The sequence below is a fragment of the Xenorhabdus sp. TS4 genome, from assembly GCF_014467265.1.
In the GTDB taxonomy this organism is placed as follows: domain Bacteria; phylum Pseudomonadota; class Gammaproteobacteria; order Enterobacterales; family Enterobacteriaceae; genus Xenorhabdus; species Xenorhabdus ehlersii.
Genome location: NZ_NKHQ01000014.1, coordinates 1 through 24,140 on the forward strand (window position 1 = coordinate 1; position 24,140 = coordinate 24,140).

The 24,140-nt window shown below is 45.4% G+C and carries 29 protein-coding genes; 18 read left to right on the plus strand and 11 right to left on the minus strand.

The annotated features are described in order from the left end of the window. The first annotated feature begins 324 nt into the window (after positions 1-324). The 3 genes from zapG (at position 325) to degS (ending at position 3,571) form a co-directional block, all read left to right on the plus strand. A complete protein-coding gene (gene zapG, locus Xets_RS28355) occupies positions 325-723 on the plus strand; it encodes a Z-ring associated protein ZapG (RefSeq protein WP_099130822.1) in 399 nt (132 codons plus the stop codon). Between the two features lie 314 nt (positions 724-1,037). Continuing rightward, positions 1,038-2,417, plus strand: a complete 1,380-nt coding sequence (locus Xets_RS28360) for a Do family serine endopeptidase (RefSeq protein ID WP_099130823.1) — start codon at positions 1,038-1,040, stop codon at positions 2,415-2,417. A gap of 89 nt (positions 2,418-2,506) precedes the next feature. After that, positions 2,507-3,571, plus strand: coding sequence for an outer membrane-stress sensor serine endopeptidase DegS (gene degS, locus Xets_RS28365; RefSeq protein WP_187651336.1), 1,065 nt, complete (start codon positions 2,507-2,509; stop codon positions 3,569-3,571). A gap of 78 nt (positions 3,572-3,649) precedes the next feature. Here the strand turns inward: degS and murA are convergent, their stop codons facing one another. From murA to mlaF, 7 genes are all read right to left on the minus strand, one after another. Further along, complete coding sequence (murA, locus tag Xets_RS28370) at positions 3,650-4,912, minus strand: UDP-N-acetylglucosamine 1-carboxyvinyltransferase (protein ID WP_099130825.1); 1,263 nt, start codon at positions 4,910-4,912, stop codon at positions 3,650-3,652. 57 nt (positions 4,913-4,969) lie between these two features. Beyond that, complete coding sequence (gene ibaG / locus Xets_RS28375) at positions 4,970-5,224, minus strand: BolA family iron metabolism protein IbaG (RefSeq protein ID WP_074020576.1); 255 nt, start codon at positions 5,222-5,224, stop codon at positions 4,970-4,972. A gap of 155 nt (positions 5,225-5,379) precedes the next feature. After that, positions 5,380-5,733, minus strand: a complete 354-nt coding sequence (gene mlaB / locus Xets_RS28380; protein ID WP_187651335.1) for a lipid asymmetry maintenance protein MlaB — start codon at positions 5,731-5,733, stop codon at positions 5,380-5,382. Position 5,734: 1 nt separating this feature from the next. After that, positions 5,735-6,364, minus strand: coding sequence for a phospholipid-binding protein MlaC (gene mlaC, locus Xets_RS28385; protein WP_187651334.1), 630 nt, complete (start codon positions 6,362-6,364; stop codon positions 5,735-5,737). Positions 6,365-6,397: 33 nt separating this feature from the next. Continuing rightward, on the minus strand, positions 6,398-6,910 hold the full coding sequence (gene mlaD / locus Xets_RS28390; RefSeq protein ID WP_099130828.1) for an outer membrane lipid asymmetry maintenance protein MlaD: 513 nt from the start codon (positions 6,908-6,910) through the stop codon (positions 6,398-6,400). Between the two features lie 4 nt (positions 6,911-6,914). Continuing rightward, positions 6,915-7,697, minus strand: a complete 783-nt coding sequence (gene mlaE, locus Xets_RS28395; protein WP_099130962.1) for a lipid asymmetry maintenance ABC transporter permease subunit MlaE — start codon at positions 7,695-7,697, stop codon at positions 6,915-6,917. A gap of 10 nt (positions 7,698-7,707) precedes the next feature. After that, the gene (mlaF, locus tag Xets_RS28400) at positions 7,708-8,511 is read right to left on the minus strand and encodes a phospholipid ABC transporter ATP-binding protein MlaF (protein WP_099130829.1); all 804 of its coding nucleotides are present in this window, start codon (positions 8,509-8,511) and stop codon (positions 7,708-7,710) included. A gap of 231 nt (positions 8,512-8,742) precedes the next feature. Here mlaF and Xets_RS28405 point away from each other — a divergent pair, with 231 nt between their 5' ends. The 13 genes from Xets_RS28405 to rnk all read left to right on the plus strand — a co-directional run bounded on the left by Xets_RS28405 (position 8,743) and on the right by rnk (position 19,192). Further along, a complete protein-coding gene (locus Xets_RS28405) occupies positions 8,743-9,720 on the plus strand; it encodes a calcium/sodium antiporter (protein WP_187651333.1) in 978 nt (325 codons plus the stop codon). Between the two features lie 35 nt (positions 9,721-9,755). After that, a complete protein-coding gene (gene kdsD / locus Xets_RS28410; protein WP_099130831.1) occupies positions 9,756-10,724 on the plus strand; it encodes an arabinose-5-phosphate isomerase KdsD in 969 nt (322 codons plus the stop codon). Between the two features lie 68 nt (positions 10,725-10,792). Beyond that, the gene (gene kdsC, locus Xets_RS28415) at positions 10,793-11,356 is read left to right on the plus strand and encodes a 3-deoxy-manno-octulosonate-8-phosphatase KdsC (protein ID WP_099130832.1); all 564 of its coding nucleotides are present in this window, start codon (positions 10,793-10,795) and stop codon (positions 11,354-11,356) included. Between the two features lie 19 nt (positions 11,357-11,375). Then, complete coding sequence (gene lptC / locus Xets_RS28420; protein WP_187651332.1) at positions 11,376-11,969, plus strand: LPS export ABC transporter periplasmic protein LptC; 594 nt, start codon at positions 11,376-11,378, stop codon at positions 11,967-11,969. Further along, a complete protein-coding gene (lptA, locus tag Xets_RS28425) occupies positions 11,950-12,498 on the plus strand; it encodes a lipopolysaccharide ABC transporter substrate-binding protein LptA (RefSeq protein ID WP_099130833.1) in 549 nt (182 codons plus the stop codon). Before lptC ends, lptA begins: the two co-directional genes overlap by 20 nt. Positions 12,499-12,504: 6 nt before the next feature. Next, positions 12,505-13,230: an LPS export ABC transporter ATP-binding protein gene (lptB, locus tag Xets_RS28430; protein ID WP_099130834.1), complete on the plus strand. Its 726-nt coding sequence runs from the start codon at positions 12,505-12,507 to the stop codon at positions 13,228-13,230. Between the two features lie 69 nt (positions 13,231-13,299). Further along, positions 13,300-14,739, plus strand: coding sequence for an RNA polymerase factor sigma-54 (rpoN, locus tag Xets_RS28435; RefSeq protein WP_099130835.1), 1,440 nt, complete (start codon positions 13,300-13,302; stop codon positions 14,737-14,739). Between the two features lie 38 nt (positions 14,740-14,777). Continuing rightward, positions 14,778-15,065: a ribosome hibernation promoting factor gene (hpf, locus tag Xets_RS28440; protein ID WP_099130964.1), complete on the plus strand. Its 288-nt coding sequence runs from the start codon at positions 14,778-14,780 to the stop codon at positions 15,063-15,065. Between the two features lie 179 nt (positions 15,066-15,244). Next, complete coding sequence (gene ptsN / locus Xets_RS28445) at positions 15,245-15,712, plus strand: PTS IIA-like nitrogen regulatory protein PtsN (protein WP_187651331.1); 468 nt, start codon at positions 15,245-15,247, stop codon at positions 15,710-15,712. A 40-nt stretch (positions 15,713-15,752) separates the two neighbouring features. Beyond that, positions 15,753-16,604, plus strand: a complete 852-nt coding sequence (gene rapZ / locus Xets_RS28450) for an RNase adapter RapZ (protein ID WP_099130837.1) — start codon at positions 15,753-15,755, stop codon at positions 16,602-16,604. Between the two features lie 17 nt (positions 16,605-16,621). Then, positions 16,622-16,894: a PTS phosphocarrier protein NPr gene (gene npr / locus Xets_RS28455; protein WP_074020590.1), complete on the plus strand. Its 273-nt coding sequence runs from the start codon at positions 16,622-16,624 to the stop codon at positions 16,892-16,894. A gap of 449 nt (positions 16,895-17,343) precedes the next feature. Next, positions 17,344-18,576 carry an alanine racemase gene (gene alr, locus Xets_RS28460; RefSeq protein WP_099130838.1) on the plus strand — a complete coding sequence of 411 codons (1,233 nt, stop codon included), beginning with the start codon at positions 17,344-17,346 and terminating at the stop codon, positions 18,574-18,576. A gap of 205 nt (positions 18,577-18,781) precedes the next feature. Then, positions 18,782-19,192: a nucleoside diphosphate kinase regulator gene (gene rnk / locus Xets_RS28465; protein ID WP_187651330.1), complete on the plus strand. Its 411-nt coding sequence runs from the start codon at positions 18,782-18,784 to the stop codon at positions 19,190-19,192. A gap of 50 nt (positions 19,193-19,242) precedes the next feature. Here rnk and pmbA read toward each other — a convergent pair whose 3' ends face one another. Beyond that, positions 19,243-20,586 (minus strand): metalloprotease PmbA, encoded by a 1,344-nt coding sequence (gene pmbA / locus Xets_RS28470; RefSeq protein ID WP_187651329.1) that lies wholly within the window; start codon positions 20,584-20,586, stop codon positions 19,243-19,245. Positions 20,587-20,784: 198 nt separating this feature from the next. Between pmbA and yjgA the strand changes: the two genes are divergently transcribed. Then, positions 20,785-21,324, plus strand: coding sequence for a ribosome biogenesis factor YjgA (gene yjgA / locus Xets_RS28475; RefSeq protein ID WP_187651328.1), 540 nt, complete (start codon positions 20,785-20,787; stop codon positions 21,322-21,324). A gap of 163 nt (positions 21,325-21,487) precedes the next feature. After that, entirely contained in the window at positions 21,488-21,754 is a 267-nt protein-coding gene (locus tag Xets_RS28480) for a hypothetical protein (RefSeq protein ID WP_255430571.1), read from the plus strand. 200 nt (positions 21,755-21,954) lie between these two features. On the opposite strand, the gene Xets_RS28485 is transcribed toward Xets_RS28480, so the two are convergent. Genes Xets_RS28485 through tldD form a run of 3 tightly spaced genes read right to left on the minus strand, consistent with a single transcriptional unit; the run spans position 21,955 to position 24,127 of the window. Then, a complete protein-coding gene (locus tag Xets_RS28485; RefSeq protein ID WP_099130842.1) occupies positions 21,955-22,224 on the minus strand; it encodes a barstar family protein in 270 nt (89 codons plus the stop codon). Positions 22,225-22,228: 4 nt separating this feature from the next. Further along, positions 22,229-22,642, minus strand: coding sequence for a ribonuclease domain-containing protein (locus tag Xets_RS28490; RefSeq protein ID WP_099130843.1), 414 nt, complete (start codon positions 22,640-22,642; stop codon positions 22,229-22,231). A 39-nt stretch (positions 22,643-22,681) separates the two neighbouring features. Then, the gene (gene tldD, locus Xets_RS28495; protein WP_187651327.1) at positions 22,682-24,127 is read right to left on the minus strand and encodes a metalloprotease TldD; all 1,446 of its coding nucleotides are present in this window, start codon (positions 24,125-24,127) and stop codon (positions 22,682-22,684) included. Positions 24,128-24,140: the final 13 nt, after the last annotated feature.

A 24,140-nucleotide genomic window follows, 5' to 3' on the forward strand; every position in this document is an offset into this window, starting at 1 on the left:
CGAATTGCTAGAAAACTTCTTTCTCACACGTTGGGTATTTTTGCCAATTTTAAACAAGGTAAAAGTCAACGCGACTGGCTTCAACAAGCCAACGTTATAAGATGTTAAAGTCGAGCATCGCGTTATATTAGATTACAGATAAATGAATTAATTAATAATCAATATTCCACTCTGACTAAATTAACGGTTATAGTGGTCATCATGAACCAAGAACCTATCCCAATAGTTGTATATCCTTGCAAACAGAACTGCCTAATGGGATAAGGCTCTAAGAACATTGCAGAAACAATATTGCAGAATAACGATGTTACTAAAGGAGTTGCCATGACTTGGGAATATGCCCTGATCGGATTAATCATCGGTTTTATCGTCGGCGCGCTGGCTGTCCGCTTTGGCAGCTCAAAGCTACGCCAACAAAATGCCCTACAGGCTGAATTGGAGAAAAATCGGGCTGAATTGGAAGAATACCGCAAAGAGCTGGTCAGCCATTTCGCCCGTAGCGCTGAATTACTTGACAATATGGCACGCGATTACCGTCAGTTGTATCAGCACATGGCGAAAAGTTCCAATGAACTGATGCCCAACATGCCAGTACAGGATAATCCTTTCAATTATCGTCTAAGCGAATCCGAAACTGAGACAAATAAAGTGACTGCTAACACGCCTCCACGGGATTATTCTGAAGGTGCATCTGGCCTGTTCCGTCCGCTCCAAGATAAATAATTAATACACTTTGCCGTGGTAACAATCGCTACCACGGCTCCCTTTCGTGCCCTTCATCCAATGGAAAGATTTTTGTTTTTTATTTTTGATTTTTGATTTTTGATTCACGTAAATACCTGTAAAGAAACGCATTAAAACGACTTTATTAGTGAACTTTGCTGAATAATTGAGAGTCATAACAGCATTGAAACAATGATGCTTAAGGCCTATCTAATCCTCAGGAATAAGTGATTTCCAAGGTAGCAAAGCCTTGACAGGATAGATCTCTTAAGCACAATTTCCTTTTCTAGCTTAGGTATTAAGAGAACGTATTCATGAAAAGAAAAAATACATTGCTCAGCGCACTCGCTATTAGTATCGGACTATCTTTAGCTTCAGTTCCAATGGTAAGTAATGCAGCCCTACCTGCTGCTGCGGTCGCTCAAGAATCAGCCAGTCTCGCTCCCATGCTGGAAAAAGTGCTGCCTTCTGTTGTCACTGTTCATGTTTCAGGTACAGAAGTACAAAGCCAACAACTCCAGTTACCTGACGATTTCCAGTTCTTCTTCGGTCCTGCATTTCCTCCGCAAGAACCAAGAAAACGTCCATTCACGGGGTTAGGCTCTGGGGTAATTATTGATGCCAATAAAGGTTATGTATTGACCAATAGTCATGTCATTAATAATGCAAATAAAATACGCGTTCAATTAAATGATGGTCGTGAATACTCAGCAAAACTCCTTGGACGTGATCCACAAACCGACATTGCTCTTTTGCAATTGAAAGATGCCAAAAACCTGACTGCCATCAAGTTCGCTGACTCCGACCAACTGCGCGTCGGAGATTATGCTATTGCCATCGGTAACCCATTTGGCTTGGGGCAAACCGTCACATCCGGGATCATTTCTGCTCTTGGCCGCAGCGGCCTGAATCTGGAAGGTTTGGAAAACTTTATCCAGACCGATGCCCCTATTAACCGCGGTAACTCTGGTGGTGCATTGATTAATCTGAAAGGAGAACTGATCGGTATTAACACCGCCATCCTCGCACCAAGCGGTGGTAACGTCGGTATCGGTTTTGCCATCCCAAGTAATATGGCTAAGGCTCTTTCTGCCCAGCTTATTTCCCATGGAGAAATCAAACGCGGCATACTCGGTATCAAAGGAACCGAGATGACGGCAGACATCGCCAAAGCACTCAATGTTGAAGCACAACAAGGGACATTTGTCAGCGAAGTCCTGCCTAAATCGGCTGCGGCTAAAGCGGGTATCAAACCAGGGGATGTACTAATCTCCTTTGATGGCAAAAAAATTAATAGCTTTGCTGAGCTACGTGCGAAGGTTGGTACAACAGTTCCAGGTAAAGAAGTCACAATTGGTCTGCTGCGCAAAGGGAAGCCACTTGAAGTCACCGTTACACTGGATAACAGTGATGGAGAGCCAACGAAAGCAGAAAACTTGAGTATTGCCCTGCAAGGCGCAACCCTGAGTAATGCCGCCATAAAAAATACCCAAGGCATCAAAGTGGATTCGATTATTCCGAACTCACCTGCTGCAATATCGGGTTTGCAGAAGGATGACTTGATTGTTGGTGCCAATAATGTGCGTGTACGAAATATCAGTGAATTACGCAAGATCACTGAGGAGAAGCCGACCATTATCGCATTGAACGTCTTACGTGGTGACGATAATATTTATCTCTTACTGCGTAATTAATCTATACCCACGACAGACACAGTATAATACTGTGTCTGTCCGCTTCTATGCTATTCTTCTTTCAATCAATTACTACTCTGAATAATGTCATGCTGATCAAGTTATTACGCTCTATACTCATAGGCTTATTGATTGCCGCTATTTTGCTGGTCGCTATCCCCTCTCTGCGTCCTAGTGGCTTAAAAAATTTCCTGAGCGATAACAACAACAGCAGCGATACAGTATCCAGTTTCAGCAAAGCTGTCCGCCGGGCTGCTCCTGCGGTAGTCAATATTTACAGCAGCAGCATGGGCAGTTTTTCCCATGAAAGCCGGGAACTTCTTCCTTTAGGTTCCGGTGTCATTATGAGTGAACAAGGCTATATCCTCACTAATCGGCATGTTATCAATAAGGCAGCTTCCATTATTGTCGCCTTGCAAGATGGGCGCTTTTATGAAGCACTGTTAGTCGGCTCAGATAGCCCAACGGATCTGGCAGTTTTAAAAATCAACGCCACAAACCTGCCTGTGATCCCAATTAATCCTAAACGTGTGGCCCACGTAGGGGATATCGTGTTGGCTATCGGCAATCCGTACAATTTGGGACAAACCATCACACAAGGCATTATCAGTGCAACCGGGCGTGTCGGCCTTAGTCCAACGCGTCGCCAGAATTTCCTGCAAACAGATGCGTCAATTAACCAAGGCAACTCCGGTGGTGCTTTGGTCAATACGCTAGGAGAATTAGTTGGTATCAATACGTTAACGTTCGATAAGTCTGAGTTTGGTTCAACACCGGAAGGGCTGGGATTTGCCATTCCAACAAAACTGGCGACTACCATTATGCAGAAATTGATCCGTGATGGCCGAGTTATCAGGGGATATGTAGGCATCACCGCCAGAGAATTACCCTATATTCGCTCATCAGGCAGTAATATCAATCAAATTCAGGGGTTACGCGTTTTCCAGATCGCACCTAATGGTCCGGCTGAAAAAGCGGGGATCAAAGTGGGAGATATCATTACCAGCGTTAATCACCAGCCAGCCATCTCACCTGTGGAAACAATGGATAAAGTTGCGGAAATTCGTCCGGGCAGTGTTGTTCCTGTAACGGTGCTACGCGATGGAGCTTCCCTCACACTTAACGTCACAATCGATGAGTTTGATGGCTATTAATCTTTTCTCGCCAGCTATTTTCTCGTCCACTCACCCATAATGTGGGCAAGGTGGACGAGAAAGAATATTTAATTCCGTTTAGCCAGTTGTCTTAATGCGCTCAATATTTGCGCCAAGACCACGCAGCTTATCTTCAATATGTTCGTAACCACGGTCAATATGATAAATACGGTCTACGACTGTCGTTCCTTCGGCAATGCAACCAGCTAATACTAAACTCGCAGAAGCACGCAAATCAGTCGCCATAACCTGAGCACCAGATAGCTTTTCAACACCATGACACAACACTGTATTACTCTCAATTTCAGCCCGTGCGCCCATACGAATCAACTCAGGGATATGCATGAAGCGATTTTCAAAAATGGTTTCAGTGATCATACCTGCACCATCTGCAACCATATTCAATAGGCTAAATTGCGCCTGCATATCAGTTGGAAAGCCCGGATGAGGTGCCGTGCGGAATGTCACTGCTTTTGGCCGCTGACCATGCATATCAAGGCTAACCCAATCCTCTCCCACTTTGATATCCGCCCCAGCTTCACGCAACTTGGCTAAAACAGCATCTAAAGTATCAGGTTTCGCATGACGACAAACTACCTTACCACGTGAAACCGCCGCCGCGACCAAGAAGGTGCCAGTTTCGATACGATCAGGCAGTATACGATGAACACCACCACCCAAACGCTCAACTCCCTCAATCACAATGCGATCAGTACCTGCACCTTTGATTTTTGCTCCCAGCATATTGAGAAAATTAGCTGTATCTTCAATTTCAGGTTCACGCGCAGCGTTTTCAATGGTGGTTGTTCCTTCTGCCAATGTTGCCGCAGTCATGATCGTAACCGTTGCCCCAACACTGACTTTATCCATCACAATGCTGGCACCTTTCAAACGGCCATCCACAGTGGCTCTGACATATCCCTCATCCAGCACGATTTTCGCACCAAGCTGCTCCAGGCCAGAAATATGGAGATCAACAGGGCGAGCTCCAATAGCGCAGCCGCCTGGCAAAGAGACCTGCCCCTGACCGAAACGTGCCACCAACGGTCCCAATGCCCAGATGGACGCTCGCATGGTTTTAACCAGTTCATAAGGGGCACAATATTCATTGACTTCACTGGCATCAATAAAAACAGAACCATTACGTTCCACTTTTGTACCCAAACGATTAAGCAATTTGATCGTGGTATCAATATCTCTCAATTCAGGAACATTCTGTAATTCAACCGGTTCTTCTGCCAGTAACGCTGCGAACATAATTGGTAAGGCGGCATTTTTTGCCCCGGAAATAATCACCTCTCCCGACAGGCAGGTAGGCCCTTTCACGCGAAATTTATCCATCTGTCATGATTCTCTTATTTAATTCAAAGTGTGCTGTTCGCGGTGAGGCAAACAGCTTCAAAGTCCCTGAAGCTTACGGTCACGCTGCCATTGTGCCGGCGTATAGGCTTTGATTGACAACGCGTGAATGCGGTTATCAGCGATGTATTCCATCAAAGGAGCATAAACAGCCTGCTGTTGTTTAACCCGACTCAGGCCATCAAAAAATGCGCCAACAGCAATAACCTGAAAGTGGCTGCCGTCACCGCTGACGATAACTTCATCAAGTGCCAATTTTTCCATCAGCACTTTTTTGATTTCATTCGTATCCATAAATCTGCTCACACTCGTCGTTAGAAAATAGTGTCGTTAAATTAAAAAAATAATAGTAGATGCTTATCCTAATGGAATAAAGGCAACTCTTAAACCAAGAAAAACGCCCCTGTAAGTTGATAGCTTACAAGGGCGCTGATGATCAAAAAAAGGAATTACGTCTTCGGCTGGTTATCGTCAAGAAGGGCTTGCAGACCATACAACGTTATCAACGTACTCAGGCGTTCACCTACGCCTGAAAAAGTCAGTGTCCTGCCACGTTTCTGGCATTCCCCCTTTAATTGGACAAACAGGGCCAACCCCGTAGAATCCACACGGCTTAGTTGAGAGACATCAATATTGCCAATGTCCTCCAGAACGTGCTCTTTTTGTTGCCAAAGGGGTAACAAACTATCACGATCCAATGTGCCTTGCAGAAACAATGTATTACCGGCCTTTTCCCAGTTAACAGTTCCCTGATTGACATTTTCGTTAATCATCATATCGTTATCAAAAGTCGCTTTTTCCATATCACTTTTTCTTTTCTAAAGTGATTGGTGCTTTCGCGCTGATGGCTAACTGTTCAGTCAGGCCATCAATACCTTTCTGACGCAGGATATCCGCCCATTCGTTCTGCTTGGTCGTGATCATGCTCACACCTTCTGCGATCATATCGTAAGCTTGCCAATAACCTGTCTTACTGTTTTTACGCCATTGGAAATCTAAACGAACAGGCGGCTGTCCATTAGAATCGATGATCGTGACACGAATGGCCACTATCGTCTTATCACCCAACGGCTGTTCTGGTGCAATCTGATAAGCTTGTCCGTGATACATCGCCAAGGCCTGACCATATGCCTGCTCCAGATAGGATTCAAACGCCTTGAAATAAGCATCACGCTGCTCCGGTGTCGCTTGTTTGTAGTAAGGCCCCAGAACCAGTGCTCCTGCATATTTTATCTGCACATAAGGCAGTAATTCTTGACGCACAATCTGACGCAAGACTTCTGGATTGGCCTGAATCTGCGGTTGATCGTTCTTCAAACGGATAAACGTTTTTGCCGCTGCATCTTTCATCAATGCGTAGGGGTTGGTTTGATCTGTAGCGCTGGCCAATGGCGCAACCACCAGCAACGCAACCATAAGTAATCGCTTAAACATAAGTGTTATTTCTCCTAAGCAGTGGATTGCTGGTTAGTGTGCTTGTTCAGGTGCCGAAGCGGATTTTCCCTGACTTCCGCCACTACTCTTATACAAGAACTGACCAATCAAATCTTCAAGTACCATCGCAGGCTTGGTATCTTCAATACGATCGCCATCTTTCAACATGGCAGTGCCTAAATCAGGGTCATCAAACCCAATATTGAGAGAAATATATTGCTCTCCCAGTAACCCTGACGTTCGGATAGAAAGCGAACTGGTATTTGGAATATTGTCGTATTGCGTGAAAATATCCAATTCAACTTGTGGTGTATAGGTTTTGTGATCCAGCCAGATTTTCTCCACGCGGCCAACAACTACTCCGCCAACTTTCACCGGTGAACGTACTTTCAGGCCACCAATATTATCAAACGCGGCATATACACGATAAGTTGGCTGGCTGCCGAAAGATCGGATATCTGCAACTTTGAGGCATAAAAAAATGATTGCTGCCAACGCAATCAAGACAAAAATTCCCACCCAAATTTCATTTTTCTTGCTTCGCATCGACTTAGTTCCCAAACATCAGTGCTGTCAGCACAAAATCCAAACCCAATACCGCCAACGACGCATGAACTACTGTGCGCGTCGTTGCCCTGCTGATCCCTTCCGATGTTGGGATAGCGTCATAACCATTGAACAGTGCAATCCAAGTTACCGTAATAGCAAAAACGACACTCTTGAGAAAACAGTTGAGCAAATCTTTTTGCCATTCAACCGTAGATTGCATCGATGACCAGAAGAAGCCACCATCAATGCCTTTCCAATCAACACCCACTATTGCACCTCCCAAGATCCCCACAGCGACAAAGATTAGGGAGAGTAAGGGCATACTGATAAAACCAGCCCAAAAACGCGGGGCAATAACGCGGCGCAGCGGATCAACCGCCATCATTTCCAGACTGGAAATCTGTTCAGTGGCTTTCATCAAACCAATTTCTGCAGTCAAAGCTGAACCCGCTCGCCCGGCAAACAGTAGTGCAGTCACCACAGGCCCCAATTCACGCAGTAGTGATAACGCCACCATCATGCCAAGGCTGCCTTCCGCACTAAATGTGGTTAAAACCAAATAACCTTGCAAGGCCAACACCATACCAATAAACAGACCTGAAACCACAATGATCAGAAGAGATTGAACACCTACGCTATACAGTTGCTGACGCAATAGTGTCCATTGTTTGGCTGGCTCTGGCTTACCAATGATTGCAGTAAACAGCATAAAGCCCGCACGACCGAATGAAGCCGTAACCTCAATCGCACGCCGGCCCATTGCTGCTAATGCCCGTGTTAACATCAACATTCCATCATCCTAATAACTCAGTTTTGTAATCCCCAGCAGGGAAACGGAAAGGTACAGGCCCATCAGCAATACCATCAAGAAACTGCCGAACCCGTTGATCCTGATTCATTCTCAGTTGATCTGGAGTACCTTCTGCAATCACTTTCTTCTCAGCCACAATATAAGCATAATCGGCAATACTCAGTACTTCAGGCACATCGTGGGAAACCACGACACACGTAACACCAAGCGCATGATTCAGCTCATCGATCAGCTTCACCAAAACGCCCATCGTGATGGGATCTTGACCGACAAAAGGTTCATCAAACATGATCAAGTCGGGATCGAGTGCAATCGCCCTTGCTAATGCAGCTCGCCTTGCCATACCGCCAGAGAGTTCCGATGGCATCAAGTGCGCAGCGCCACGCAACCCTACCGCTTCCAGCTTCATCATCACGGTTGTGTGAATCAACGCTTCAGGCAGTTGGGTATGCTCACGCAGGGGAAAAGCCACATTGTCAAAAACATTCAGATCGGTGAACAAAGCACCTGACTGAAATAACATGCTCATTTTCTTACGGGCAGCATACAGACGTGGGCGGGATAATGCCGGAATATTATCGCCATCAAACCAAATTTCACCACGTTCAGGGCGAATTTGTCCCCCGATCAGACGCAGCAACGTGGTTTTTCCGATACCAGAAGGTCCCATAATGGCGGTAATTTTTCCTTTCGGAACGGTCAGATTAATATCAGCAAAAATCGGGCGTTGGCCCCGGGTGAAATGCATTCCACAGATCTCAATAAGATTTGCTGTTTGTTGACTCATTATTGATAGCCCCTAACCGTTAATAGAACTGTCTTCATGACTGTATTTAAATAATTAATAATGCATACTACAAAAAATTGCCCAATTTTGCGTTAGCAAAGTTGTGACAAATTTTACTTTTTATCGCTTGATCGTCAGAATGTATAAGTCTAGCTGAATAAACATTCCATGTTTAAAAATCAACCATTATTAGCATTATGCTCGGAATAAAACTTATTTAAGGGACACTCCATGTTTCTGACAATTGTACTGCTCATTACCGGGTTGATTTTACTGGTGTATGGTTCCGATAGATTAGTTTATGGTGCGGCCGTTTTTGCCCGTGCCATGAAAATTCCCCCTTTTATTGTCGGCCTGGTTATTATGGGAATAGGAACCTCGCTGCCAGAACTGATGGTCTCTGTCACAGCATTTTTAGACGGACAGCCAGACATGGCCATAGGCAATGCCATTGGCTCCAATATTACTAACCTGTTGCTCATTACGGGAGCTGCGGCTTTCATTCGGCCAATCAGGGTAAAATCAGAAATTTTGCGACAAGAAGTGCCCCTAATGTTGGCGATCACCGTATTTGCAGGGTATTTGCTGTCCAATGGATACCTGAGCCGGCTGGATGGTATTCTTTTAGTGCTTGCAGCCCTCTTCTTTATCTCTCTGATGATAAAGATGACCGCTTTCTCCCAACACAATAGGGTTGATAGCTATACCCAGGAACGAAATGCCGAATTGCCGGTCGAAGGCAACAAAGGAATTGCGCTTCTTTGGGTGGTTCTGGGGTTAATGATTCTTCCCATTTCTACCCGCATGGTGATTGATAATGCAACCGTTATTGCACGTATTTATGGTGTTAACGAACTGGTGATTGGCCTCACAATACTTGCCGTGGGAACCAGTTTGCCTGAGCTTGCCACCGCTATTGCTGCGGCCATAAAAGGTGAGAATGACATGGCAATGGGCAATATTGTTGGCTCAAACGTATTCAACGCCACCCTTGTTCTGGGTGTCCCTGCCATACTTTCCCCTAGTGCCTTTTCACCTCAAGCATTTTCCCGCGATTTTTGGGTCATGATGGCAGCGAGTATACTATTCACGGTATTTTGTCTGGGAAGAAAGCATCGATTGAACCGATTGAACGGCATCTTGCTACTGAGCTGTTTTATCACTTATTTTGTCGTACTTTTTGTTTCTAATTATTACGGTACTAAGTAATTGCCGATTGAATGGGAAAAGAGTGGGAAGTAAAAATGCCTAAAATCGATTTTCAGCAAGCAGGTAAGCAAGTATTACATATTGAACTTGAAGGGCTGGTTGGCCTGGAACAATACATTAATGACGATTTCAGCCAAGCCTGTGAACTAATGTTTAGTTGTGAAGGAAAAGTCATTGTGATGGGGATGGGTAAATCCGGTCATATTGGACGAAAAATCGCTGCGACATTTGCCAGCACCGGTACACCTTCGTTCTTTGTCCATCCTGGCGAAGCCAGCCATGGCGATCTCGGCATGGTAACAGCAAAAGACATCGTACTGGCGATTTCCAATTCCGGTGAATCAAATGAAATTCTGGCGTTAATTCCCGTACTCAAGCGACAAAAAGTCCCGCTCATCTGCATGACAAATAATCGCAACAGTAACATGGGCAAAGCCGCAGACATCCACTTGTGCATCAAAGTCCCACAGGAAGCCTGTCCATTGGGATTGGCCCCCACGACCAGCACCACCGCCACACTCGTCATGGGCGATGCATTAGCCCTTGCACTCTTGCAGGCCCGTGGCTTTACGGCTGAAGACTTCGCCCTTTCCCATCCTGGTGGAGCACTCGGACGCAAACTTCTGCTGCTGGTCAGTGATTTAATGACCACGGGTAATGACATTCCCCGTGTTCCCCGTACAGCGACTTTGCGTGAGGCTTTGGTGGAAATCACCCGCAAAAAATTGGGCATCACGGTTATTTGTGATGATAACATGCAGATCAGTGGTATCTTTACCGATGGCGATTTACGCCGTGTTTTCGACATGGGCATTGATTTAAACAATGCAAAAATCTCTGATGTCATGACTGCCGGTGGCATTCGTATTAAACCCAATGCACTGGCGGTTGATGCACTAAACCTGATGCAATCACGCCATATCACCTCACTATTGGTCACAGAAGGTGACAAATTACTTGGTGTACTACACATGCACGATCTTTTGCAGGCCGGTGTTGTGTAGACCGGTCTTCTATAAAGCAAGTAAACTGATACAAACAAGCATGATATAAATCTTAAGAGAATTTCTTAATGAGTCAAAAAGAGTACCTGGACACCTGTTATGGCCCAGTTAATCAAGTAATTATCGAAAAAGCCCGCCAAATCCGTTTGTTGATTTGTGATGTTGATGGCGTGATGTCTGATGGGCTTATCTACATGGGCAATGAAGGCGAAGAGCTGAAAGCCTTTAACGTTCGTGATGGTTATGGCATCCGTTGTTTAATCACCTCCGATATTGAGGTTGCCATCATCACTGGCCGCAAAGCAAAACTGCTGGAAAATCGGGCAGAAACCCTAGGTATTACACATCTTTACCAAGGACAAAACGATAAGGTTTTGGCGTATAAGGAACTGTTGGATAAACTAGCGTTGCAGCCAGAGCAAGTCGCCTATATTGGTGATGACCTTATTGACTGGCCTGTCATGGCACAAGTTGGATTATCTGTTGCAGTTGCTGATGCCCATCCTTTACTGTTGCCAAAAGCAGATTATGTGACTCAGATTGCCGGCGGTCGCGGTGCAGTCAGGGAACTTTGTGATTTGGTACTCTTCGCTCAGAATAAGCTCGAAGATGCCAAAGGATTATCCATATAAATTAAAATTGAAAAAAAGAATGAGCAAAATTCAATCCTGGCTGATCGCAATACTGGCACTGATCGCGCTTGCGCTGATTGGCTGGAATTTCTCGAATGTAAATGATAATACCTCATCAGCCATTGTGGATGATGGTTATCCGACTTATCAAACACAGGAAGCTATTACTTTTGTCTATGATCCGGAAGGTAAGCTGACTTACAAGCTGGTCGCTGACGATGTTAAAAACTATACGGAAACCAAGTTGACCTGGTTTACCAACCCCGTATTGATAACATTTGCCCCCAATGGCACCCCTGGCACCCCGATAGCAACATGGACAGTACGCGCCAACAAGGCCAAAATGACCCAAGATAAGATGCTCTATCTGTACGGGGATGTCCAAGTGGATAGCCTGAACGATGCGTCACAATTGCAGCGGATCACAACAGACAATGCGATCGTCAATCTGACAACCCAAGATGTCGCATCCGATGACCGAGTCACTCTTATTGGTGTCGGTCTGAAATCTGTTGGCATGAAAATGCGTGGCAATCTGCGAAACAAAACTGCTGAACTGATTGAAAAGGTGACCACTCAATATGAGATTCCACATGAACAACCTAATCCGTAATTCCATTATTGCCGGTACTCTTTTTGCCGTCAGCCTACCCGTACTGGCCTTAAAAGATGATACAAAAAAGCCCATTACCATCGATTCAGCAAGACAGTCGCTGGATTTAACGGGAAACATTGCCACATTTACGGATAATGTTAGCGTAAAACAAGGCTCGATCGACATTCATGCAGATAAGGTCGTTGTTACCCGCCCGGAAGGAAATTCTGACAAGACAGTTATTGAAGCATTCGGTAATCCTGCCACTTTTTACCAATTGCAAGATGATGGTAAGCCCATCAAAGGTCATGCATCAAAGATGCGCTATGAGATGGATAAAGAGCTGGTCACCCTGACAGGGAACGCCTATCTTGAACAGCTAGACAGTAATATCAAAGGCGATAAAATCACTTATCTCGTACCGACACAACAAATGGAAGCCTTTAGCGATAAAGGTAAACATGTCACTACCGTCTTGTTACCTGCCCAGCTACAAGAAAAAGGCCCAGGTGTTAACGGCGCTGACGCTCAGAAAAAGGGTAAATAACGACTGATGGCAATACTAAACGCAGAAAATCTGGCAAAAGCCTATAAAGGCCGTAAGGTCGTTGAGAACGTCAGCCTAAACGTGAAATCAGGGGAGATTGTTGGTTTACTTGGTCCCAATGGAGCAGGTAAAACCACTACTTTCTATATGGTGGTTGGCATTGTTCCACGTGATGCTGGTTCTATCACCATTGATGAAGAAGATATCAGCCTGCTGCCCCTGCATGAGCGTGCACGCCGTGGGATAGGTTACTTGCCTCAGGAAGCTTCTATCTTCCGTCGTTTGAGTGTATTCGACAATTTGATGGCGGTACTGGAGATTCGCAAAGACCTGACTCAAGAGCAGAGAAAAGCGCGTGCAGAAGAATTGATGGAAGAATTTCACATCGCTCACCTGCGTGATAACCTTGGGCAATCACTTTCCGGTGGTGAACGCCGTCGGGTGGAGATTGCCCGTGCATTGGCAGCCAATCCCAAATTCATTCTGTTAGATGAACCTTTTGCCGGTGTTGACCCCATTTCCGTACTGGATATTAAAAAGATCATTCAACATCTGCGGGATTACGGATTAGGAGTACTGATTACTGACCACAATGTGCGTGAAACACTGGATGTCTGTGAACGTGCCTACATCGTCAGCCAGGGTCATTTGATTGCCCACGGTACTCCGAATGACATCCTGAATAACGAGCAGGTCAAACGCGTCTATTTGGGTGAAGGTTTCCGCCTTTAACTTTTATCCTTCTGTCAGGCGCGATTCAAGGAACTATTCAAGCTAGGTTAAGGAGAAAGTGGTAACGCTATGAAGCAAAGTTTGCAACTCAGGCTCAGTCAGCAATTGACGATGACGCCACAACTCCAACAGGCCATCCGTTTGTTGCAACTATCTACGCTTGAGCTTCAGCAGGAGATTCAGCAAGCTTTGGAAACCAATCCGCTGCTTGAACAGGATGACCTGCATCAGGAAGTGGAGAATCAGGCACTTTCTGATACCAACACTGAAGTCATGGATACCCGTGAAGCACTTGAGCAGAGGGATATGCCTGAAGAGCTACCGTTAGATGCCAGTTGGGATGACATTTACACCGCTGGCACGCCTTCAGGAACTCACAGTGACTATAGCGCTGACGATTTCCCCATATATCAGGGAGAAACCACCCAAACTTTGCAAGACTATCTCATGTGGCAGGCAGGATTAACGCCATTTACCGAAACGGACGCTGCCATTGCCACTTCAATCATTGACGCCATTGATGACACCGGATATCTGACCATTTCTATCGAAGAGATCCTTGCCAGTATTGGTGATGATGAACTGACGTTGGCAGAAGTCGAAACCGTCCTCAAACGCATACAACATTTTGACCCAATCGGCGTTGCTGCCCGTGACTTACGCGAATGCTTGCTTATTCAGCTTTCCATGCTGCCGCCAGAGACACCTTATCTGAAGGATGCCAGACTTATTGTCAGCAACTATCTGGAACTACTGGGTAACCGAGACTTCCGTAATTTATTACGTCAGAGCAAATTAAAAGAGAGTACCCTGAAGGGGGCAATTGATATCATCCAATCACTGGAACCAAAACCTGGCCTGGTAGTCAATACGGGTGAATCCGAATATGTTGTTCCAGATGTCTTGGTACAGAGAGAAAATGGAAGCTGGCAAGTCAGGCTAAATACCGATAGTATCCCCCGTCTGCGCATCAACCAACACTACGCAGCACTGGGACAACGGGCCAACAATGAGAGTGACAGCCTGTTTATACGCAACAACTTGCAAGAGGCTAAATGGCTGCTCAAGAGCCTCGAAAGCCGTAATGAAACATTACTAAAAGTCGCCTGCTGTATTGTTGAACGGCAACAAGATTTTTTTGAATATGGTGAGGAACACATGAAACCACTGGTATTGGCTGATATCGCCTATCAGATTGACATGCATGAGTCCACCATTTCCCGCGTGACGACCCAGAAATACCTGTATAGCCCACGAGGGATCTTTGAACTTAAATATTTTTTCTCCAGTCACGTCAACACCGACAGTGGTGGTGAAGCCTCTTCTACCGCGATACGTGCCCTGGTGAAAAAACTGGTCGCGGCAGAAAATCCGGTCAAGCCACTGAGTGACAGTAAATTGACCAGCATACTTACTGCGCAAGGTATTCAAGTGGCTCGCCGGACTGTCGCAAAATATAGAGAGTCGTTATCCATCCCGCCTTCAAACCAACGTAAAAAATTGGTTTGAACAACACAGAGAAGGAAAACACTATGCAACTCAAAACCATGCAACTCAATGTTACAGGCCACAATATTGAAATCACCGATGCACTTCGCAACGTTGTGAACACCAAATGCGGCAAATTGAATCAATATTTCGATAAAATTAACCTCATTCAGGTCATCCTTCGAGTAGAAAAGGTGCAACGGATCGCCGAAGCTACAGTGTATGTTAATGGAGGTGAGTTGCATGCAACCTCAGAACATGAAGACATGTATGCGGCAATTGATGTACTGGTAGATAAGCTAGCGCGTCAATTGACCAAACACAAAAGTAAATTGAGACAACATTAATCGCTTTTAGGCAACGGGGCTGTCATAAAATTATCACTGTTCTATCTATAACACCGTCTATAACGCCCTATAGTGCTATGTACTTAGTGCGATCTGTAGATCGGTTTTAGAGCGCAGTGCATTAATACCGGATGCCTCATCAGGCATCTGGTATAACAAGGCCCTAAGTGAATAAAGAAATGAACAACGAAACAGATTTACCACTAAGCTCTGTGCTTTCACCCGCATGTACACGCAACAACGTACTTTGTTCGAGTAAAAAGCGCGCCTTAGAGATTATCAGTGAGCTGGCATCAAAACAGCTTGAAGTGCCGGAAAATACCGTATTTGAGGCTATTCTTTCGCGCGAAAAAGTAGGCACAACAGGAATTGGCAACGGGATTGCGATCCCTCACGGCAAATTGGATAAAGAGCGTTCGGATAATGCCGTTGGGGTATTTTTACACCTGGAACAACCCATTACCTTTGACGCCATCGATAATCAACCTGTTGACTTGCTGTTTGCTTTATTGGTGCCATCAGACCAGTGTCAAACCCATTTACACTCACTATCATTGATTGCAAAGCGCCTTGCAGATAAAAATCTCTGCCGTCGCCTGCGCTCAGCGCAGAGTGATGAAGAACTCTATAAAATTATTACTGAATAAATAGCGATTATAATTATAAACATTTAGGGGGAGTCACCTCATGGTGCTGATGATAGTCAGTGGTCGTTCAGGTTCTGGGAAATCCGTTGCTTTGCGTGCACTGGAAGATATGGGCTTCTATTGCGTGGATAACCTGCCCGTTGTGTTACTGCCAGAATTGGCAAACACACTGGCCGAACGTGATATCTCGGCTGCGGTTAGCATTGATGTCAGAAACATGCCGGAGTCGCCAGAAATTTTTGAAGCAGCGCTAACGCAATTGCCTGACAGTTTTTCACCACAGTTACTGTTTCTTGATGCGGATCGTAATACTCTGATCCGCCGCTACAGTGACACGCGCCGTCTGCATCCACTCTCCAGCAAGAACCTGTCACTGGAAAGTGCCATTGACCAAGAAAGCGATTTACTTGAACCCCTGCGCTCACGCGCTGACTTGATCATTGATACATCTGAAATGTCCGTTCATGAACTGGCGGAAATGCTCAGGACACGTCTATTAGGCAAACGGGAGCGAGAATTGACTATGGTGTTTGAATCCTTTGGATTCAAACATGGTATTCCTATCGACGCAGACTATGTTTTCGATGTGCGTTTCCTACCAAATCCGCATTGGGATCCGAAATTACGCCCAATGACCGGTTTGGATCGCCCTGTGGCAGCATTTTTGGATCGCCATACAGAAGTTCATAATTTTATTTATCAGACGCGTAGCTATCTTGAGCTTTGGCTACCCATGCTGGAAACCAATAACCGCAGCTATCTGACGGTCGCTATTGGTTGCACAGGCGGTAAACACCGCTCAGTCTATGTGGCAGAACAGTTGGCTGATTATTTTCGTTCCCGTGGCAAGAATGTGCAATCACGCCACCGCACACTGGAAAAACGTAAATAATATGAATAACACAAGCCATGACAGTCAGACAAAGACTTGAAATTAAAAATCGGCTCGGAATGCATGCCCGGCCTGCGATGAAACTGCATGATCTGGTACAACAGTTTCAATCAGAAGTGATTCTGCGTAACAGCAGTAACTTACAGGCCGAGGCCCGCAGCGTCATTGCCATGCTGATGCTGGACTCTGAACAAGGCAGCCATATTGACGTTGAAGTCAACGGACCGGATGAACAGCAAGCGCTGGCGGCCATTATCGAACTCTTCAATGCAGGATTTGACGAAGAGTAACACGTTCCTTCTAAAGATATTGTCTCGAATGGCTTCTTATTGTGGACAATAACTCCCACCTAACCAAAAATCTAACGACGCAACAGACGGATTTAACTTGAATCCTGATTTATTTCTTGATACAGAGCAGACAATTAGAGAGCGCTTCGGTGTGGTGTGCCATTGAACCTATTTTCAAGGTAAACGCAAAATCAGTGATTAAAACTAACTAAAGATAAAAAATCATTAATATAATCTGCTCATTAAACATTCACAATGCGTAAAAATAAAATATTATAATCATTAACTTAGTTAATTAATCTAACTATTTATAAATAGTGTGATACAGATAATAAATGTTAGCTTTCAATAAGTTAACCATGTGAAATTAAATTCAAAAAAACTTATTATTAAAACGCAATTATATGCGGAACAGTATACATACAGTCCCTACACTGGAGATTTACTTCATGCGTTTTAATAAAACTACACTGGCAATTTTTCTTGGTTTGAGTTTGTTTCAAGGTGTTGCCCAAGCAGCACCTGTGCTCTCTTTAGATAACACTCATGCAGAAAGCATCGCCGCAACCAATAACGCTTGGGTTGAAATCAATACCACGACTTTCGAAAATAATATTCACACCCTGCAAAAAAAACTGAATAAAGGCACCAAAATGTGTGCGATTTTGAAAGGCGATGCTTACGGTCATGGCATCGACCTGCTGATGCCATCCATCATCAAAACTGATGTGCCTTGTGTAGGTGTTACCAGTAATGAAGAAGCCCGCCTCGTGCGTGAAAGCGGCTTTAAAGGACAACTGATACGTGTCCGTACAGCTGACATCACTGAAATCGAAAGCACACTGGGCTATGACATGGAAGAGATAATCGGCGATCTAGATCATGCCCAAGCCATCAATACGCTGGCAAAAAAACACGGTAAAGAAATTCGTGTCCACCTGATGCTGAACACAGGTCTTATGAGCCGCAATGGATTGGAAATGAAGACTGAGCAGGGCAAACAAGACGCTCTGAAAATTACCCAGTTGCCTGACCTGAAACTGGTCGGCATGATGAGTCACCATGCATTCACTAATATGGATGCCATCCGTGACAGCATTAAGAACTTCAAAGAACAAACTTCTTGGTTGATCAAAACGGCAAATCTGAACAGAGACGAAATCACTCTGCACGCATCAAGCTCTTTTGCCTCACTTAGCATTCCTGAAGCCCAATTCGACATGGCTCGCGTTGGCAGTGCGCTGTACGGCATCCTGACCACCAGCCACCCAGAATTCAAGCCATTGATTCAAATGAAAACTCGTGTTGCTTCTGTTAAAACATATCCTAAAGGTAATGGAGTCGGTTATGACAACACCTATATTCTGAAACGCGATTCCAAGCTCGCTAACTTGCCAGTAGGTTTCTCTGATGGCTTTAGCTCTGCCATGTCAAACAAAGCTTATGTCCTGATCAACGGTCACCGTGTACCCGTTGTCGGTAGCGTTTCTATGAACACCGTGATGGTCGATGTGACTGATTTACCAGAAGTAAAAAGTGGCGATGAAGTGGTCATTTTCGGTAAACAAGGTAACGACGAAATCACCCAGTCTGATATTCAGAAATGGGGGGGAATGCATGTTGTTGAGCTTTCTTCCATTTGGGGTGAAACCAACCCACGTATCGTAACCACCGGCTTATAATTTGCGGTTCAAATGATAGCAGACTGTTCTTTTCCTCCATTGTGGATAAGCCTTGTTTCATTAGCAAGGCAAAACAGTTCGTGATCATGATCTCTTTATTTTCGCGGCAGAACAGCCTAATATCATTTCAATTACTTTGAAAATAACACCCCCCTCCTTGCGATGTGGGGTGTTATTTTGTATTGAGCTTAATTTGGAGTGTGGTATGAAAAAACCTAAAATCATTATCAATGAATTAGATGCTGAACGTTTAGATTCTCTGTTGGAACAACCTGCTTTTGCTAATACCAGTATCGCAGATGCCTTGAATGAAGAGCTGGATAGAGCCGAAATAGTGGCTCCGGTAGATATCCCAGCCGATGTTGTCACCATGAACAGTGAAGTTCGTTTTATTGATCTGGGCAGTGATGAAGAGCGTGTTCGTACACTGGTCTACCCTGCTGCCCTGCAAGACAGCACCAAACATCTGTCCGTCATGGCGCCTTTGGGTGCTGCTCTTCTGGGTTTACGGGTGAATGATGAAATAACATGGAAGTTGCCAAACGGTGAAACAACCCGAATAAAAGTATTAGAAATACTTTATCAGCCAGAAGCCGCAGGCGAATATCACCGTTAATTTCCAGCCAGCTCAGTGACATTGAACTGGCTGCTGTTAATTGAGTATCCCTACTGACCGGCGATACTCATTTCCGGCAACAACACCGAACCGCACTGAATATTGCTACGTGTTTCGATATCATTACCAATTGTCACCATATTTGCCCACATATCTTTCAAATTGCCCGCGATAGTGATCTCACTGACAGGATATTGGATCTCGCCATTCTCAACCCAAAAGCCGGATGCGCCGCGAGAATAATCACCGGTCACCGCGCTAACGCCCTGCCCCATCAACTCAGTGACGATCAGGCCAGTGCCCATTTCACGCAACAAGCCAGCAAAGTCCAGGCCTTGGCCTGCAATACGCCAGTTATGAATTCCACCGGCATGACCCGTGTTCACCATTCCCAACTTACGGGCAGAATAGGAAGTCAGCAACCAAGTCTGCAAAACACCATCTTTAACAATATCACGTGTTGTTGTACGCACACCTTCACTGTCAAATGGCGTTGAAGCCAACCCACGCAATAAATGCGGCTGTTCTTCAATCGTCAGCCATGAAGGCAAGATCGGTTTGCCCAGGCTATCCAACAAGAAAGAAGATTTACGATAAATGCTGCTACCGCTGATCGCGCCAACCAAATGACCGAACAACCCCGTCGCCACCTCTGCAGCAAAGATAACCGGCGCTTTCATGGTTGATAATTTACGCGCGCCCAGACGAGAAAGCGTCCGGCGAGCACACTCCTGCCCTACCCACTCAGGCGATTTCAACTCGTCTAAATGGCGGCTCACGGTATAGGCATAATCGCGTTCCATGTTGCCATCTTGCTCGGCAATCACACAGCTTGACATAGAATGACGGCTGGAGCAGTAGCTTTGCAGCATCCCATGACTATTACCAAATACCCGAATACCATAATGGCTGTTGAAACTACCGCCTTCAGTATTAGTAATACGCTCATCTGCCTGCAATGACGCTTGTTCAGCGCGGGCTGCCAATTCAATGGCCTTATCCGCATCCAGATCAGCGGGATGGAAAAGATCCAACTCAGGAGCTTCAAATGCTAATAACGCTTTATCGGCCGGGCCGGCATAAGGATCAGGCGAAGTATAACGCGCAATATCAATAGCGGCCTGCACAGTACAGGCAATCGCCTCAGGGCTGAGATCCGTTGAAGAAGCGCTGCCTTTGCGCTGTTGGTGATAAACTGTGATCCCCAATGCACCATCGCTATTAAACTCAACATTTTCGACTTCACTAAAACGGGTGCTGACGCTAATCCCCGTGGTCTTATTGACCGCAACTTCCGCAGCATCACAACCGGCTTTTGCTAATTCCAGCGCATGGGCAACCGCATCTTCCAGCAGCTTACGCTGCTCCGCGATTTGTTGATTGGTAACTATCATTAATTAACCATAATCCAATGAATTAAAAAGAGAATTCGTCATAAAAAATGCCCGCTTCCGGCTTATGGCACGAATGCCGAGTGGTAATCAGGCAATTTTCCCAGTTACAATACACAATATTAGGATGTTAACACCCACCGGACGATAGGTCATGCTCCAAAACGTACCTTATCCGGCCTTTTTAGAAGGAAAACAATTATGGCAAAGCAGCCTGAAGATTGGCTCGACAATTATCCTGCTGAAGAGGAAGAAGAAGAAGAGATAATCTGGGTCAGTAAAAGTGAAATCAAGCGGGATGCTGAAATCCTGAAAAAGTTGGGAACGGAACTGGTTGAACTGAGTAAAAGCCAACTGGAGCGAATTCCACTGGATGAAGATTTGCGGGCAGCTATTGAGTTGGCCCAGAAAATCAAACGTGAAGGACGTCGCCGTCAATTGCAGCTCATTGGCAAACTGTTGCGTGCCCGCGATCCTGAGCCAATCACCACTGCGTTGGATAAACTGAAAAACCGTCACAACCAGCAAGTCGTTGTTTTACACAAGCTGGAAGAACTGCGTGACAAATTGCTTGAAAATGATGATGCCTTTGAAGAAGTCATCGCACTGTATCCACATACTGATCGCCAGCAACTTCGCTCATTGGTTCGTAATGCGAAAAAGGAGAAGGCAACTAACAAGCCACCTAAATCCTACCGTCAAATTTTCCAATATTTGAAAGAGTTATCGGAATCCGCTTAGTCCATCTTCACCGCCATTTCGTCAAGAATTGGCGGTATATTTCCTTCCATCCCCTTATCTTCGTGACATTAACTGAATTAAGTTAACAAATTTGATAAAATGTTATAAAGCAGAAGCGCTATTATCTAAAGCTGATGCCCTAATATTGATCCGTGAAAGAACTTTGATTGATGAGAAATTTTTGTCTAAAACACCCAATTTAAAACTCATCAGTCAGACAGGAAAGGTGGCTTACAATATCGATCTGGAATTGTGCAAACAACGGGGCATCGCTGTTGTTGAAGGTAGTGGCTCACCCATTGCCGCAGCAGAATTAACCTGGCTGTTAATTCAAAGTGCTATACGCCGGTTTGTGCCGTCTGTAGAAATGATGAAAAAAGGTCACTGGCAAACTGAATGGCGATATGGGATACCAATCACCCTTTGTTAAAACGAAATAACGTACTTTGCAGCCCACATATCGGTTATGTTACTAAAAGCTGTTATGGCATTTATTTCGAAAGTTCATTTAAAAACATTGAGCGATATTTTTCTGGCGATAAGAGCCATGTGATTAATACATGTGATTAAGAAGTAAAAAACCGCCTGCATCATCGCAAGCGGCTTAAGAATACCAACAGAAGAGAAAACTCAATCTAACACATTAAACCGCAATTCCCCTTCCAGCTCCTCTTCGGCTTCTTCTAACAACAATATTAATGCCGCAAAGAACGTCCTTTTTTGCGGGGTTAAGTGGATAAAATTAATCTCAACGGGTAACTGAATATAGCCAGTCACTGCATCCCACAGTGCGTCTAAGTTGGCACCAAAATCATCGCCAAGATCGAAGCGCTGTTCGAATTCATCATAGAAAGCGCTCAAATCAGGGAGTTGGTTAAAGTCGAATTCCACCTTTTTCATGTCATTACTCCAGTCGGGTAAAACTGTTGTAGTGATCAACCGTCAGATAAATAAGGCCATCATTAGAATAAAGCAACCTGTCACTTCCTCTGTGCCCACACCGATAATTTACATCCGCTTCAAACCAGTGGCGGCCGGATTTTGTCGGTAATTCATTCTCACGGTTGGAAAATTTATCACCACCAATCGCCCTGCCCGGCAATACTTCACATAAATTACCTGCACGAGCGTTCCAGCCAAGGCGACGGGCCTGTTTCTTCGTAATGTAATAGTCTGGCAATGTGTGATGCTGGCGCAGGTAGTCCGCAACACGGTTTTGTTCAGTCAGAACATCAATCTGTTCTTTCTCTGAGTTGGCAAAGGCGGTATATATGACAGCCAGAGCCAATAGTACCGCCGCCAGGATGCTCTTTTTCATGATGACCTCAAGCTATGTGTTCTATTGCTCAAGAAATTATCAGGCTGTTCCACCTACGGTCAGGTTATCCAGTTTCAAAGTTGGTTGCCCAACACCCACTGGTACACTTTGGCCTTCCTTACCGCAGACACCCACACCTTTGTCGAGAGCCAAATCATTTCCAACCATTGAAATTTGCTGCATGGCTTCAATACCAGAACCAATCAAGGTCGCACCTTTTACTGGCTTGGTGATTTTGCCGTTTTCAATCAAATAGGCTTCCGAGGTTGAGAAAACAAATTTACCCGATGTGATATCTACCTGACCGCCCCCGAAATTGGGTGCATACAGCCCGCGATCCACACTGGCGATAATTTCTTCTGGTGTAGAATTTCCCGCCAGCATGTAAGTATTGGTCATACGTGGCATTGGCAAATGTGCATAGGACTCACGGCGACCGTTGCCCGTCGGAGCCACACCCATCAAGCGAGCGTTGAGTTTATCCTGCATGTAGCCTTTCAAAATGCCATTTTCGATAAGCACATTGTATTGCCCCGGAACACCTTCATCATCAATAGCCAGTGAACCACGACGCCCTTCAAGTGTGCCGTCATCCACTACGGTACAAAGCGCTGAAGCCACTTTTTGCCCAACCTGTCCAGAGAAAACAGAAGTCCCACGGCGGTTAAAGTCTCCTTCCAGACCGTGTCCCACCGCTTCATGTAGTAGAACCCCCGGCCATCCAGCACCCAATACGACAGGCATAGTGCCCGCAGGCGCTGCAACCGCTGACAAGTTGATCAGTGCCATGCGAACCGCTTCACGAGCAAACTGCTCTGCCAGAATCTGACCATCTTCGGTACGCAGGAAATATTCGTAACCATAACGCGCTCCACCACCACTGCCGCCACGCTCACGCTTACCATCTTCTTCCACCAATACACTGACAGAAAGGCGTACCAATGGGCGAATGTCTGCTGCCAATGTACCGTCTGTCGCCGCCACCAGCACTTGTTCATAGACACCTGTCAGGCTGGCATTCACTTCTTGTACACGGGGATCTTCCGCCCGTGCAATTTGATCAACACGATGCAACAAAGCAATTTTTTCTTCCCGACTCATGCTCTGCAAAGGATCAGCTGCCGGATAAAGTGCCTTATGCGTCACAGCACCTAACGTATGCGAGATACCATTACCCGCTTCCCGTACGATACTGCGCGCAGCCTGAGCGCTTTGCTGTAACGCATTCAATGTGATTTGATCTGCATAAGCAAAACCTGTTTTTTCTCCACTGATCGCGCGAACTCCCACACCTTGATCGATATTATAGGAGCCATCTTTGATGATGCGGTCTTCCAATACCCATGTTTCATGATAACTGGCTTGGAAATAGAGATCGGCATAGTCCAGACGACGCTCCGACAATTGACCCAGTACCGAAAATAAGTCTTGATGATTCAAATTATTCGCAGCCAGTAAATGTTCACTGACATAAGTTAAACTCATATTGATTACTCTT